Raw genomic sequence first — 14,389 nt, forward strand, 5'->3', positions numbered from 1 at the left:
CAATGAGTGAAGAGAAACAATTACCTTCCGTTGTTATCACGGAAGACATGGCGCCGACTCTTTACGTGCCAATGGGGTTGGACGGATACCTGGCTGAAATCCGTGAAGCAGTAAACGAGGTTCCCGACCTGAGCACAAAGAAAGGTCGTGACCGTATAGCTTCTCTGGCGGCGTCAGTCAGCCGCAGTAAAACGGCAATTGAAAAGCCGGGACGTGAGTACCTGAAACGCCTGAAGGAAGCCGTCAAGCCAGCTGAGGGCGAGCTAAAACGCTTTGTCGATGAATGCGACACGCTGCGCGACGAGGTACGCCGACCGCTGACTGAGTATGAAAATGCGGAAAAGCAGCGAATCGCTGACCTGCAAAACCGGCTCACATGCCTGCGCAATTCATCACAGGTTGTTGATGAGTTCGGATCCCCTTACCACTCCTCTGAAATCGCGGCCCGCCTCAATGACGTGAAGGTCATCGCAATAGATGAGAGTTGGCTGGAATTAACAGCTGAAGCAGCCGTCGCTAAAGACGCGGCGGTTTCGAAGTTGGAACAGGCCCTTGAGTTGGCGACCAAGCGTGAAGCGGAGGCCGCTGAGCTGGAAAACCTGCGGATTCAGCAGGAAGCACAGCGCCAGAAAGATCTGGAAGCCGCACGGGAAAAAGAAATCGCTGAGCGCGTAAAGCGAGAAGCGGATCAGGCGGCTCAAGTAGAACGTGAAGCCTCAGCAAAGCGTGAAGCTGATGCACTGGCAGCCCAGCAAAGAGCTGAGCGAGAAAAGAAAGAAGCTCTGGAAAAGGCAGAGCAGGAAAAACAGCAGGCAATCGCCGCCGAGCAGTTAAGAGCCCAGCAGGCTGAACAGGCTCGATTGGCAGAGCAAAAGCGTATCGCTGATGAAGCCGCTGCCCGCGCTGCAAACGTTGAGCATAAACGCGCGATTAATCAAAAGGCTGTTGCTGATTTAGTCGCTGCCGGAGTTCCTGAAGAATTCGCGATCCTCTGCATCCGTGGCATCGCATCAGGGAAAGTTTTTGCAACCAACATTAATTACTAACAGGTGAATGAAATGAGCTCACACGGGATTCATGAGCAGGTAGAGGAACGCCGCTGGGAACAGAGTTACGCCGACGAGCGCAAAGAAGAAATGCTGAAAGATCGGGCGGCTGAACTGGCTAAAGAGTTGCCCGCCACCTTCTCGGCAGCACTCAGCCCTTTCCTCCAGTTGTCGCACTTCTCTTCTGCAATGTCGAAAGCGGTCTGTTCCGAAGCCTACGAAGAATTGGTGTGGGCCATCTGCATGGAACAGGCAGAAGAAGAATACGACTACCGCTTCTTAATGGGGGAAGAACATTAATGGAACCGGGAATTTATCACGATATTTCAAACGAAGAATATCACAGCGGTGCTGGCGTCAGTAAGTCACAGCTCGATGATGTGGCGGTGAACCCCGCCATCTTCCCTTGGAAGAAAACAGCGCCGGTCGATGATGAAAAGCTGAAGGCGTTGGACATGGGCACCGCCCTGCACTGCCTGCTGCTCGAGCCGGATGAATTCAGCAAACGGTTCATCAAAGCGCCAGAGTTTAACCGGCGCACCACCGACGGAAAAGAGCGCGAAAAGCAGTTCCTCAAAGACTGTGAGGACAGTGGCAAAACGGTTATGGATTTTGAACAGCACCGGAAACTGTCGCTTATGCAGGGTAGCGCAATGGCCTACCCACCGGCGCGCTGGTTGCTCGAAGCAGACGGATTCACCGAGTCTTCATTCTACTGGCAGGACGATGAAACCGGCGAGCTGTGCCGTTGCCGCCCTGACAAATATCTAAAAGCCCGCCCGGTTATCGCTGACGTGAAAAAGGTTGCCGACATGGACCGGTTCGCCCGGCACATCGAGGAGTTCCGCTATCACGTTCAGGACGCCATGTACCGCGACGGGTTCTACCAGACCTTCAATGAATATCCCCTCTTCGTCTTCATCGCTGTCAGCGAAACGATCGACTGCGGCCGGTATCCGGTGCGCGTGTTCGAACTGGATACAGAAGACGTGGCAGAAGGTCACCGGCTCTACCGGCGTGATCTGAATACTTTCCATGAGTGCCGAACCAGCAATGCCTGGGGCGGTATTGAAAAAATCCAACGCCCTGCGTGGGCAAGAAAACAGGACGGGTTCCAATGAGCAATAACCTTTCAACACTTTCGGCGCCAGCTGACATCTCTGCTGGAACCGCGGCGACCATCTTCAGTCCGGAAGCGCTAAACCAACTGGTTAAGTTTGCCGAAATGATGGCAAAGAGTACCGCGACAGTGCCGAAGCACCTCGCCGGTCAGCCTTCTGATTGCCTGGCCGTAACCATGCAGGCCGCGCAGTGGGGTATGAACCCATTCGCAGTAGCGCAAAAAACTCACGTTGTTAATGGCGCGCTCGGTTACGAAGCTCAACTGGTTAACGCTGTGGTTTCCTCATCCAGTCTGCTTACCACGCGCATTAACTACAAGTGGGACGGCGACTGGTCAAAGGTTAACGGAAAAACAGATAAGTCACCGGGTCTGACCGTGACCGTTTCAGCCACCATTAAAGGAGAGGATGAGCCTCGCATCCTGACGATCAGCATGGCTCAGGCCGGTGTCCGCAACTCTCCATTGTGGGAGCAGGATCCAAAGCAGCAACTCGCCTACCTCTGCACCAAGCGCTGGGCACGTCTACATGCCCCTGATGTTCTTCTTGGTGTTTACACCCCGGATGAGTTAACGGAAATGCCGCGCGTTGAGCGCGATGTCACTCCAGCACGTTCAGCTGCTGACCTGAACAACGTGATCAACGGCGTCTTGGAAACGAAGCAGGAAGAAAACACTGCGCTGATCGCCGAGTTAACCGCGCTGATTCAGGATGCGGCAACGCTGGAAGAAGCGGCCACCGCCGGTGAAAAGGTGAAAGAAAGTCAGTCACTGGTCAGCAAAAACGCTTACGAAGAACTGCTTTACGCCGCGAAAGTGAAGTATGCGCGCATCGATAGTCACCACTGCATTGAGGCGGCGATCAACAGCCTTGACCTCGGCGGTGAAGACCCTGCCGGCCAGTTCGCTGCTGTAGAGAAAGAACTGAAAAAGCGGGAACAAAAGCTCGGCGCTGAGCTGTTCGAAGCCTTCACCATCACCCTGAACGATCTCCGTCCTGAATTCCAATAACCACCATGCGGGGCAGTCGCCCCGCCCCTCTTGAGGATCAACCTATGAAAGCAGCAGTACGTAAAACCAAACTCTTGAGCATGGTGCCTCTGTCTGAGTACGCCATCGACAAGTTAGAAAAAGCCGGTGACTTTCCGAAGCGCTTTCCGCTCACCAGTCGCGTCGTGGCGTGGGATCAGGAAGAAGTCGAAGCGTGGCTGGATGCGCGCAAGCAAAACCCTGAGCTGATCGAGCGTGACCCGTCACTGTCCGCGAAGAACGCACGCAACCCGAACCACCTGAAGGCGCAGCGGCGCGCCGAAGCCCACGCGGGGATGTGACATATGACGATCGGTTACATCAACCTGTCAGCACAAGCAGTGGCCGCAGAACAGCGCGGCGACTTTGCCGAGGCTGCGAAACTCTGGGCGGCAGCCAACGCGCTGGCGCATGGCAAAAACGTTTACTGGTCTGACGAACGCGCCGACTTCTGCCGCAAGGCTGAGAAGCGCGCCAAGGTAGTGGCCGGGGAGGCTTTCCAATATGAGCGAGCCAGCTGATAAACCTAAGGCCGAACAGCCTTTACTCGATTACAACCGTGCGGCCGGTAAAAGCCGCAACCTGGCTAAGTTGGCTGAGCTGAAAGCGAAGCTTGGGATGAAGGGGAAGCAATCGTGAAAGATTTAGAGCAGTTAAGCGAAGAAAGGCTGATGCAAATTACTCAGCAACCGGATAGCTCAACAATTTTCATGTACGAAGTTAGACAGCTCGCCCGCATCGCCCTAGCAACAAAGCAGGCTAAGCCGGTTTACCAAATTGAAACGTACTCAATTGATGAGGAAGATAAAGAGGTTTGGTCGTGGAATGACGTTGATTATGCCAGATATGGAAAACATAACGAAAGCCATAGACGAGTTATCTACACCACCCCACAGCCAGCCCATACAGAGAATGTAATTCCGGATGGTTGGAAGCTGGTTCCGGTTATCGCCCTCCCTTCTCAATGGGCTGCAGGGCAGAAAGCTCACAATATTTCTGGAATAAATAAGGTGGATGCTGTCTATAAAGCGATGGTTGAATCCGCACCAGATGTCTATGGCTTTGACCCAGCTTTGGCAGGCTCAGAGGCGACCGTTATCACAAACTATTTCACGCCGGATGGATACAAGCTGGTTCCGAATGAATTAACGCCTGAGATGCGAGATGCATGGGATTCTGCGCCTAATGGAGAAGATGACGATGAGAATATGCGTGCAGGTTATCGCCAAATGCTCCGCGCCGCCCCTAAACCGGAGGCTAAGTAATGCCAATTCGACTGTTCGAGAAAGTCAAAGCCAAAGACTTGAAGCCAGGCAGTAAAGTTGAGGTTTTTTCCGCCTGGTACTTCATCCGTTATATCAAATATCAGGGAAGGGAAATGCTTCTTGCTTTGCAACCAGAGAGTGTACCGCTATCGCCGCTTTATACGGACGACGTGATAACGATGTTCATTCCTGATTCACTTTTCGTTGAGATAGAGGTGGAAGAATAATGAGCTACCAACTGATATACGCAGACCCACCGTGGCGCTACGACAACGTTATCAGCAACGGTGCCGCCGGAAACCACTACGGCACCATGTCGCTCACCGACCTGATGCGCCTGCCGGTCTGGTCAATTGCCGCTGAGAACGCAGTGCTGGCTATGTGGTACACCAGCACCCACAACGCCGAGGCCGTAAAACTGGTCGAAGCGTGGGGTTTCAAAGTCAAAACGATGAAGGGTTTCACCTGGGTGAAGCTGAACCAGCTGGCGGAGCAGCACATCAATAAAGCGCTGGCTGCCGGTGAGGTTCAGGACTTCTACGACTTCATGGATCTGCTGAACACGCAGACACGCATGAACGGCGGGAACTACACCCGAGCCAACAGTGAGGACCTGCTGATCGCCGTGCGCGGTACCGGTCTGGAAAGGCTCAGCGCCAGCGTGAAGCAGGTTATCCACTCGCCGCTCGGCGAGCACAGCGCAAAGCCATGGGAAGCCCGGCACCGGCTGGAGCTTCTTTATGGTGACGTGTCACGCATTGAGCTGTTCAGCCGCGGTGATGCCGAAGGCTGGCACCACTGGGGGAACGAGTGCCCGCGCAGTGACATCGGCCTTTTGCCTGGTGGAGTAATGCACATCGACTGGGCCAGCGATAAGGAGAATGTAGCGTGACACATAACGAATTGAACGCGCTGGCAGTGAAGTGGCTCAAGCGGCCATCGAGCGGGAACGGGCCAGGCTGTCAGCTGGCATTGACTGAGGTCGGCGGTCTGTACGGTGGCGAGCGTGCCGACGCTTTCGGGTACCGGTGGGGGTTCGACGGCGGTTCGGTGGTTGTCGAGTCAAAGGTGAGCCGGTCGGACTTTCTGGCTGATCGTGCGAAGCCACACCGCAACGGCGCGAAGGTGGGCATGGGTACCTACCGGTATTACATTTGCCCTGAGGGTTTGATCGGCCTCGACGACCTTCCAGAACGCTGGGGGCTGTTATGGGTGAACAAGCGTGGCCACATCAAGCTGAAGGCCGGTCACGTCTGCGCCTATCTCGCATGCGGCTATCGCGGCCACGAACTTGCACCGTTCTGGCAGCATCCGGCAGACCAGCGTTTCGAACTGGACATGCTGGCTCACGCGCTGGTGCGGTTCGGGGATCCAGAGGAAACCAAGCAGCTGGTGCGCGGCGCTCATCGAGAACGTTCCCGCCTGGCTGCCGAGGTTGACCGGCTCAACGCCGAGATAAAGCAGTACCAGCTCGACCGCTGGAAGTTGTATACCTACGAAAAGAAATACGGCGAGTTGAGCCGGACTTGAAAAAATCACTTCTCCTTCTCGATCCACCCATCCACCATATCCGCCCACTGCTGCAACATGTCCCGGCGCTGCTCCGCGTATTCTGCTTTGTTGTAGACTGCGCGGACGCCGCGCTGCTCATGCGCCAGACACTTCTCTATCCAGTCAGTATTAAACCCCGCCTCATGCAGTAGCGTTGACGCCGTCCGGCGCAGGTCGTGGACGGTGAAATGCTCAACCTCTACCCCATGCCTACCCATCATTTTAATAGCATTAGTAATCAGCGCATTCAGAGCGGCTGGAGAAAGCGGATCGTTATCGCTGAATCTTCCAGGGTGAATGAACGCAGCATTACCGTAAATGGAATGCAGCCCCACCAGAATATCGAAAGCCTGATCTGACAGGTACACGACGTGCGCCCGTGACATCTTCATGATGGATGCAGGTATCGTAAGAGTTCTTTTTTCAAAGTCCACCATGCTCCAATTGGCAGAGAGGATTTCATTCTTTCTCAGCATGGTCAGCAGTAGAAGTTTTAGCAGCATACGAATGGATGGTGCGCTACCAGTATGGGTCAGGCCGTTAAAGAATTTGCCTATTTCCCTTTCACTTAGTGACCTGTCACGCGGTTTGAATTTGGCTATGCTGCCTGCACGTATGCGATCGACAGGGTTCTCTCCCTCAAATCCGCGGTCCTTTGCAAACCTGAAAACTTTACCAACGATGTCCCGGATAAGCAGTGCTGTAGAAGGTGCGCCTGCATCCCGGACTTTTTCGCAATGCTCCCTCAGCATATTGGGGGTTATCTCTTTGAGCAGCATTTTCCCGTAGACGGGTGTGATGTGTTTTTTCATCGTTGCCGATCGCAGAGCCATAGTAGAATCAGCGATATCCCACTGCTTAAACCAGAGGTCTGCGTAGTCAGTGAACCGGCTGGCATTGCGGGCGTGGGACTTACCTTCCCTCTTCTTACCCGCTGGCGACTCTCCCGCATCCACAGCCTTTTTCGCAGCATTAAGCTTTTCTCTGGCCTCTGCCAGTGATATACCTTTATCACCGTACTTTCCGATTGTGAGCGTCTCTCTGCGACCGTTGATCCTATAGTCGTACCTGAAGCTGACGGTACCTCTCGGTGATACCGCAACATACAGGCCGTCACGGTCAGAAACCTTGTACAGCTTGGCCTGTGGTTTCAGGCTTTTTAATTTTGTGTCAGTGAGCATTGAGATTTCTCAGGATAAATACCGTCAAAGTTACCGAAATGGTGTCGGTATTAGACGAGTAAAACTACCCTGAAAAATAAATACCGTCAAAAAAACCGACGGTAAATTGATACTCTCCGAAATCGTTTTCAATCGTTAAAAAGAAAAGAGGCCACACGATAACCGCGAGCCTCTTGGTTTTTGAAATCGCATGCAATCGTTAAAAAGCCATGCTATACAATCAGAATTAGGTTATATAGACCAACGAGGTATTCATCATGACTATGAAGAAGTCCGTTCTCAACTCGCTGGCCTCAGACGTGCTTGACACGCTGTCGCAACCCGTTAACCGCGTATGGAATATGTTAACTGGCACTCAGCAGCCGCTCAGAGCAAGGATTGTTCACCGTTATGCCGTTCCGTCTTCGCGCACCATCAGCGTGGCGGAAGGATTCTTCGGGTTTATCCCGGTAGAATCGTATGAAAACGAGCGTTTCATTCTGGAAGTCGCTTACGCCGACAAACAGTATCAGGTAGAAGTGCCACGCGCTTATTACCAGAAAAGTAACATCGGCGATGGGATCGACATCCACACGCTCTGACCCTTTTCACTCCCCCTTTTATTCCACAGACAGGCGATGCTTCCGGGCATCGCCTGTTTTGTTTCACCTGCGCATTCCTCTTTAAATTCGGTTCAACCCCACAGATTTCGCTTTTATTTTGTCCGGTATATGAAAATTATTGACATAATGATCACCTGAATTTAGAAAATTATTTACATATCCTTTTTTGCTTTTGACCTGAGGTTATTGATGACCAGCCAGACTTCCCCTGCTGTAGCCAGCGCCAGTCAGTCCCGTCGGGCACTTGTCGCCGGTTCCGTCGGCAACTTTATCGAATGGTACGAATTCGGTGTGTACGGTTATCTGGCGACGCTTATCGCCGGTAATTTCTTTACGCTGGAGGGCCAGACCGGCCTGACCGGCTTACTGCTCACTTACGCCTCCTTCGCGCTGGCGTTTTTCTGCCGTCCGATTGGGGCGATTATTTTTGGCCGCATTGGCGATCGCATTGGCCGCAAACCAACACTGATCGCCGTCGTCTTACTGATGACCGTCGCCACCGCCATCATTGGCCTGCTGCCGACGTATGCCCAGATCGGCGTCGCAGCACCGCTCTTACTGACGCTGATGCGAATGTTTCAGGGGTTGTTCGCCGGAGGTGAATTCGGCGGTGCGGTCTCGCTGATGACCGAGTTCGCTCCGAAGGGCAAGCGCGGGATCTACGGCGCATGGCAGTCGTTCACCGTTTCATTAGGTTTACTGACCGGCGTCGGGCTGGTGGCGATCCTGGTTCAGACGTTGCCAGACGCGCAGATGAAAGAGTGGGGCTGGCGAATTCCGTTCCTGCTCGCCCTGCCGATGGGGCTGGTCGCGCTGTGGCTGCGCCTAAAACTCGATGAAACGCCGAGTTTTGTGGCGAGTAAAAAGCCGGAAGTGAAAGCGCAAAAAACCGCCGCGGAGAAAGCCTCTGCCGTAGCCACCGCCAAAGCCATCGCGCTGGGGATTGGCCGCATGATGGGCTGGTCGGCGGGGGGTTACACCTTCCTCGTCGTGATGCCTTCGTATCTGCAAACCTCGCTGCACGCCACGTTCTTACAGGCGCTGGTCGCGACGGTATTGGCGAATGTCGGTTTTGCGATAGCCATCCTCCCTTCCGGCTGGCTGAGCGACAAAATTGGCCGTAAAAAAGTGATGATGGCGGCGGTGCTGGCGGTAATTATCCTCAGCTTCCCGCTGTTGCACCTGTTACAAAACCCCGACAGCAGCCTGCTGGTGAAAGGCGTTGCGGTACTGATCGCCGGGGCAACCATCGGCATGATTGCCGGACCCGGCCCGGCGATGCTGGCGGAAATGTTCCCGACCCGCGTGCGTTATACCGGTCTCGGTTTATCCTATTCGCTATCCAACGCGGTATTCTCCGGCTGCGCGGGTCTTATTATCACCGGTCTTATTAAGGAAACCGGCAATCTGGATATTCCGGCGTATTACGTGGTCGCGACCTGTATCGTCAGCCTGTTTGCACTGATGACGCTGCGCAAAGATGACCATCTGCGCGAACTGGAAAAATAGCCGATGAGCGTGATGAATTTACAGTCGCGCTTAGCGGCGTTACAGGGGAGTTTTTCACAGGCGGAACAGCGGGTGATCACCCTTATCATCAGCGACCCGCCGGCTATCTCCCGTCTCGGCGTGGCGGAACTGGCCAGACGCGCTGCGACCAGCACCGCCACCGTGGTGCGCGCCAGCCGACGCTTAGGCTTCGAAGGTTATCCCGCGCTGCGGCTGGCATTAGCCGCCGAACTTCCACGCAAAGCACCTGCCGGTGATCCGCTGGTGGCGGACATCAGCGAGGACGACACGCCGAAACAGATCCTGCATAAACTGCTGGCATTTGAAGTGGAAGGTGCAAGTGCCACGGCGCAGTTGCTCAGCGGTGAAACGCTGGAAAAGGCGGTGAGTGTGCTGTCGCAGGCCAGACGCATCGATGTGTACGGCGCAGGCGCATCGGCGCTGGTCGCCCAGGATTTCTGCCAAAAGCTGCGCCGCGTTGGCGTCATCGCCCAGACGTACGGCAGCACCGATGAAAGCCTGGTCAGCGCCTGTCAGCTCACCTCTGCCGACGTCGCACTGGCGATTTCGCACTCCGGCGAAACCACCGGCGTTCTTGATGCGCTTATGCAGGCGAAATCCGCCGGTGCCCGCACACTGGCGATCACGGCTGGGGGACGTTCTCCCCTCGCCCGCAAAGCCGACGTCGTGCTGCTGACCAGCGGGCGCGAGCTGGGTTTTCGCGCCGCCGCCATGGCCAGCCGCACCAGCCAGTTGTTGATCATCGATTGCCTTTATATCGGCATCGCCCAGCGGTTACCGGGCGCGCGCGATGCCCTGCGCAAAACCCACGACGCCGTCCGCCAGCGTCGCCGCTGAATTTGTCACGTTCCCCAATACGCCTTCTATACTTTTTAAAACACTGCGTTTTCTGAGGGCTATTATGTTCACCCACCGGTTGGTATTTCCTGCCAGCGTTCTGCGCGGGCGCGGGGCGATTAAGCATCTGGGCGCAATGTGCGGACGTTTGGGCCAGCGCGCCATGCTGGTCGGCGGCAAACGCGCAATTGCCAGCGTTGAGGCGAAAGTCGCCGATCAGTTGGAGCAGCAGATGGTCAGCTATCTTGGCAGCGAAATTTTCAGTGGCGAATGTTGTCAGGAAGAGATCAACCGGCTGGCCGACATTTTCCGCACGCAGGGTGTGGAAGTAATCATCGCCACCGGCGGTGGCAAAGCCATCGACGCCACTAAAGCGGCGGGCGTTGCCTGCAATATTCCGGTGGTCACTTTGCCGAGCATTGCGGGGACCTGTTCCGCCGTCACGTCGCTGACGTTTCGTTATCACCAGGACGGCCAGTTTCGCGATATGTTCCCTCTCCCCTGCGGCCCGGCGGCTGCGGTGATCGACGCCGATCTTCTCGCCACCGCCCCGCTGCATTGGTTGTCAGCGGGCATCGGCGATACGCTGGCAAAGTGGTACGAATATCGCGCCATCAGCGATCTCACTCAACTCACCGGCCTGGCAGGCGTTGCCCGCACCAACAGCGAACTTTGCTACACCCTCATCGAACACTTCGCCGCCGACGCCTGTTTTGCCGTGCAGGAAGGCAAAGCCAACAACGCGCTTGAGCAGGTTCTCGATGCAATTTTCCTCTATGCAGGACTCACCTCAATCATGAGTAACGGCGCACACACCGGCGCGGCACATGCCTTGTACGAAGGTTTCACCGCCTGCGCCAAGACCCGTCATGTCGCGCATGGTCTGCTGGTCGGCTATGGGAATTTATGCCTGCTGGCGCTGGAAGGTCGCAGCGACGAGGAGTTGCAAACCGCTATTGCACTCGCACAGGCAAGCGCCGTCCCGACGCAGCTGTCTCAGCTTGCCGTGGGGATCACGGAGGAGGATCTGGCGGTGATCATAGACCGGAGTCTGAGCACGCCGGATATGGGGAATATGCCGGGGGAGATTGAATTTGGCGCAATTCGCAGCGCAATAGAGAGAGTAGAACTGTTGTCCTTGCCTGAGCCGAAGCACTAGTGGCCTTCAAATTCAAATATCAAATCGTGGGCGTCGGCTCACACCGACCTGCGGCGCCCTCTCAGCATTTTTAACTATGGCGCTTTGCGCCTCCCCTGCGAAGGGGCAGGCCGGGAAGAGGTATGGCTGCCATTAAATTCGGTAAAGCACACTTTAATTTGTTGATTTTACATTAATACCGCACCCCAACCCTCCCCTTGGCAGGGGAAGGAGAGATCCGAACTGTTATATACATCCATCACCATATTGTATCTGTTATACAAACCCTCTCCATGTTTCAATTTCCTCCCCGATAAACTCCATATTTTGAATAAATTTTAACCACCCTGGTTCTACCACCTATGATTGGTTAAAGGGCTCACCTGCAAAAAAAGAGGTTTTATGTTTGGTCTGGATGCCTTTGAGCTGGCACGCATACAGTTCGCCTTCACCGTTTCCTTCCACATTATATTTCCCGCTATCACCATCGGGCTGGCCAGTTTTCTGGCCGTACTCGAGGGGATGTGGCTGAAAACCAGGAAAGAGGAATATCGCGACCTTTACCACTTTTGGTCGAAAATTTTTGCCGTGAACTTCGGGATGGGCGTGGTTTCCGGGCTGGTGATGGCCTATCAGTTCGGAACTAACTGGAGCTTTTTCTCCTCGTTCGCCGGCAGTATTACCGGCCCGCTGCTGACTTATGAAGTGCTCACCGCCTTCTTCCTCGAAGCCGGTTTTCTCGGCGTCATGCTCTTCGGCTGGAACCGCGTCGGTCCAGGGTTACACTTCTTCGCAACCTGTATGGTGGCGCTCGGAACGCTGATGTCCACCTTCTGGATCCTGGCGTCGAACAGCTGGATGCATACGCCGCAGGGATATGAAATCGTTAACAATCAGGTCATCCCGGTCGACTGGTTTAAGGTAATTTTCAACCCGTCCTTCCCCTACCGCCTGCTGCACATGACCACCGCCGCGTTCCTGTCTTCGGCGTTTTTTGTCGGCGCGTCTGCCGCCTGGCATTTGCTGAAAGGCCGCAATACACCGGCGATGCGCACCATGTTGTCGATGGCGATGTGGATGGCACTGATTGTCTCGCCGATCCAGGCGTTTCTTGGCGACGCGCACGGGCTTAATACCCTGAAATATCAGCCCGCTAAGATCGCCGCGATTGAAGGTCATTGGGAGAATAAAGACAGCGAACCGACGCCGCTGATCCTGTTTGGTTATCCGGATATGGATCGCCAGGAAACCCGTTATGCCCTCGAGATACCTTATCTCGGCAGCCTGATCCTGACGCACAGTCTGTCACAGCAAATTCCGGCGCTGAAATCCTTCCCGAAAGAAGATCGCCCGAACTCAACCATCATCTTCTACACCTTCCGCATCATGGCCGGGCTGGGAATGCTGATGATCGTGCTGGGGCTGTGGAGCCTGTATCTGCGCTGGCGCGGCAATTTGTATGAGAATAAAGCCTTCCTGCGCTTTGCTTTATGGATGGGGCCTTCAGGGCTTATCGCGTTGCTGGCAGGCTGGTTTACCACAGAAATCGGGCGGCAACCGTGGGTGGTATACGGCCTGCTGCGCACCAAAGATGCCGTATCGAATCACGGAGCGATGCAGATGAGCATCAGCCTGCTGCTGTTCGTGGTGATTTACTCATCAGTATTCGGCGTGGGGTATGTCTACATGATGAAGCTTATCCGCAAAGGCCCGCAGGCGCATGAAGGGCAAAGCAGCGAACATGGCGGGCCGGGGCAGCATCGCACACCGGCGCGTCCGCTCTCGGCCATCAAAGAGTCGCTCGACGATGAAGGTAAAGGAGTCTGATATGGGTATCGATCTGCCGCTGATTTGGTTTTTGATTATCGTCTTTGGCGTAATGATGTACGTCGTGATGGACGGTTTCGATCTGGGGATCGGCCTGCTGTTTCCGCTGGTCAAAGAAGAACATGAGCGTGACGTAATGATGAACACCGTCGCCCCGGTCTGGGACGGAAATGAAACCTGGCTGGTGCTCGGCGGCGCAGGACTGTTCGGCGCATTTCCGCTGGCCTATTCGGTGATTCTGGACGCGCTGGCGATCCCGCTGACACTGATGTTATTCGGGCTTATCTTTCGCGGCGTGGCGTTTGAATTTCGTTTCAAGGCCAGCGCGGAGAAACGCCATGTGTGGGATAAATCATTTATCGGCGGCTCGGTGCTGGCGACGTTCTGTCAGGGCGTGGTGCTGGGGGCGGTGATAAGTGGCATTCCGGTGGTCAACCGCGCTTACGCGGGCGGCGCGCTGGACTGGCTGACCCCGTTCAATCTGTTCTGCGGACTGGGGCTGGTGGTCGCTTATGCTCTGCTGGGCTGCACCTGGCTGATTATGAAAACTGAAGGTGCGTTGCAGGAAAATATGCACAGCCGCGTTAAACCGCTACTGTTCACCCTGCTGGCGGTGCTGGCGATTATCAGCATCTGGACGCCGCTTACCCATGGCGACATCGCCGCCCGCTGGTTCACACGGCCAAACCTGTTCTGGTTCCTGCCGGTGCCGGTGCTGGTGGTGCTGGTTTCAGTGTGGATGCTGCGCGCAGTAAACCGTCAGGCTCACCACACGCCGTTTCTGCTGACGCTGGCGCTGGTATTTCTCGGTTATACCGGCCTTGGGATCAGTATCTGGCCAAACATCATCCCGCCGTCGATCTCCATTTGGGAAGCCGCATCGCCGCCGCAGAGTCAGGGCTTTATGCTGGTCGGCGCGCTGTTTATCATCCCTATCATTCTGGTCTACACCTTCTGGAGCTACTACGTTTTCCGGGGGAAAGTGACGCCGGACCAGGGCTATCATTGATGAATGCGAGGTGATAAATGAAAAAGCTGATCAGAGAAATGGACGATGATACCGTCATCAAACAGCCGTTCTGGAAACGCGTCGGCTGGATGGCGATGATCTGGCTGGGCAGCGTGCTGGCGCTGTTTGCTGTCGCTTCGGTCTTTAAGCTGCTGATGGCAGCAGCGGGCATGCGGACGCACTGACTGAGCAAGGTAAAAATAAAAAGCGGCACCTTCTGAACGGGTGCCGCTTTTTTAATTACGTCATCTATG

Annotated in this window: 19 protein-coding genes; 18 read left to right on the forward strand and 1 reads right to left on the reverse strand. The window is 55.0% G+C overall.

The features are described from left to right. Positions 1–2 precede the first annotated feature (2 nt). From I2123_RS13855 to I2123_RS13900, 11 genes are read left to right on the forward strand one after another with little or no spacing between them, the layout of a single operon-like run. Positions 3–1,046, forward strand: coding sequence for a hypothetical protein (locus I2123_RS13855; protein WP_213050751.1), 1,044 nt, complete (start codon positions 3–5; stop codon positions 1,044–1,046). Between the two features lie 12 nt (positions 1,047–1,058). Continuing rightward, entirely contained in the window at positions 1,059–1,346 is a 288-nt protein-coding gene (gene gamL / locus I2123_RS13860) for a host nuclease inhibitor GamL (protein ID WP_213050752.1), read from the forward strand. Further along, the gene (locus I2123_RS13865) at positions 1,346–2,167 is read left to right on the forward strand and encodes a PD-(D/E)XK nuclease-like domain-containing protein (RefSeq protein WP_213050753.1); all 822 of its coding nucleotides are present in this window, start codon (positions 1,346–1,348) and stop codon (positions 2,165–2,167) included. Before gamL ends, I2123_RS13865 begins: the two co-directional genes overlap by 1 nt. Then, entirely contained in the window at positions 2,164–3,177 is a 1,014-nt protein-coding gene (locus I2123_RS13870) for a RecT family recombinase (RefSeq protein ID WP_213050754.1), read from the forward strand. Before I2123_RS13865 ends, I2123_RS13870 begins: the two co-directional genes overlap by 4 nt. Positions 3,178–3,221: 44 nt before the next feature. Further along, the gene (locus I2123_RS13875) at positions 3,222–3,497 is read left to right on the forward strand and encodes a helix-turn-helix transcriptional regulator (RefSeq protein WP_213050755.1); all 276 of its coding nucleotides are present in this window, start codon (positions 3,222–3,224) and stop codon (positions 3,495–3,497) included. Between the two features lie 3 nt (positions 3,498–3,500). After that, positions 3,501–3,716, forward strand: coding sequence for an ANR family transcriptional regulator (locus tag I2123_RS13880; RefSeq protein WP_213050756.1), 216 nt, complete (start codon positions 3,501–3,503; stop codon positions 3,714–3,716). Further along, on the forward strand, positions 3,700–3,834 hold the full coding sequence (locus I2123_RS25665) for a hypothetical protein (protein ID WP_274388811.1): 135 nt from the start codon (positions 3,700–3,702) through the stop codon (positions 3,832–3,834). Before I2123_RS13880 ends, I2123_RS25665 begins: the two co-directional genes overlap by 17 nt. Further along, positions 3,831–4,460 (forward strand): hypothetical protein, encoded by a 630-nt coding sequence (locus tag I2123_RS13885; protein WP_213050757.1) that lies wholly within the window; start codon positions 3,831–3,833, stop codon positions 4,458–4,460. The genes I2123_RS25665 and I2123_RS13885 overlap by 4 nt, the downstream gene beginning before the upstream one ends. Further along, a complete protein-coding gene (locus tag I2123_RS13890) occupies positions 4,460–4,687 on the forward strand; it encodes a hypothetical protein (RefSeq protein WP_213050758.1) in 228 nt (75 codons plus the stop codon). Before I2123_RS13885 ends, I2123_RS13890 begins: the two co-directional genes overlap by 1 nt. Beyond that, positions 4,687–5,352 (forward strand): MT-A70 family methyltransferase, encoded by a 666-nt coding sequence (locus I2123_RS13895; protein WP_213050759.1) that lies wholly within the window; start codon positions 4,687–4,689, stop codon positions 5,350–5,352. Before I2123_RS13890 ends, I2123_RS13895 begins: the two co-directional genes overlap by 1 nt. After that, positions 5,349–5,990, forward strand: coding sequence for an adenylosuccinate synthase (locus tag I2123_RS13900; protein ID WP_213050760.1), 642 nt, complete (start codon positions 5,349–5,351; stop codon positions 5,988–5,990). The genes I2123_RS13895 and I2123_RS13900 overlap by 4 nt, the downstream gene beginning before the upstream one ends. A 5-nt stretch (positions 5,991–5,995) precedes the next feature. On the opposite strand, the gene I2123_RS13905 is transcribed toward I2123_RS13900, so the two are convergent. Further along, complete coding sequence (locus tag I2123_RS13905; protein ID WP_213050761.1) at positions 5,996–7,192, reverse strand: tyrosine-type recombinase/integrase; 1,197 nt, start codon at positions 7,190–7,192, stop codon at positions 5,996–5,998. 257 nt (positions 7,193–7,449) lie between these two features. Here I2123_RS13905 and I2123_RS13910 point away from each other — a divergent pair, with 257 nt between their 5' ends. From I2123_RS13910 to I2123_RS13940, 7 genes are all read left to right on the forward strand, one after another. Continuing rightward, positions 7,450–7,773 carry a hypothetical protein gene (locus I2123_RS13910; RefSeq protein ID WP_112169478.1) on the forward strand — a complete coding sequence of 108 codons (324 nt, stop codon included), beginning with the start codon at positions 7,450–7,452 and terminating at the stop codon, positions 7,771–7,773. A 210-nt stretch (positions 7,774–7,983) separates the two neighbouring features. Then, positions 7,984–9,303, forward strand: coding sequence for an MFS transporter (locus I2123_RS13915; RefSeq protein WP_112169476.1), 1,320 nt, complete (start codon positions 7,984–7,986; stop codon positions 9,301–9,303). A gap of 3 nt (positions 9,304–9,306) precedes the next feature. After that, complete coding sequence (locus tag I2123_RS13920) at positions 9,307–10,161, forward strand: MurR/RpiR family transcriptional regulator (protein WP_213050762.1); 855 nt, start codon at positions 9,307–9,309, stop codon at positions 10,159–10,161. Positions 10,162–10,225: 64 nt separating this feature from the next. Further along, entirely contained in the window at positions 10,226–11,320 is a 1,095-nt protein-coding gene (locus tag I2123_RS13925; RefSeq protein ID WP_112169472.1) for an iron-containing alcohol dehydrogenase family protein, read from the forward strand. Between the two features lie 381 nt (positions 11,321–11,701). Beyond that, entirely contained in the window at positions 11,702–13,126 is a 1,425-nt protein-coding gene (locus I2123_RS13930) for a cytochrome ubiquinol oxidase subunit I (protein WP_213050763.1), read from the forward strand. A 1-nt stretch (position 13,127) separates the two neighbouring features. Beyond that, positions 13,128–14,135, forward strand: coding sequence for a cytochrome d ubiquinol oxidase subunit II (gene cydB / locus I2123_RS13935; protein WP_213050764.1), 1,008 nt, complete (start codon positions 13,128–13,130; stop codon positions 14,133–14,135). 17 nt (positions 14,136–14,152) lie between these two features. Then, complete coding sequence (locus tag I2123_RS13940; RefSeq protein WP_112169456.1) at positions 14,153–14,320, forward strand: DUF2474 domain-containing protein; 168 nt, start codon at positions 14,153–14,155, stop codon at positions 14,318–14,320. The last annotated feature ends 69 nt before the right edge of the window (positions 14,321–14,389 follow it).

This window comes from Rahnella inusitata, from assembly GCF_018288855.1.
Lineage (GTDB): Bacteria > Pseudomonadota > Gammaproteobacteria > Enterobacterales > Enterobacteriaceae > Rahnella > Rahnella inusitata.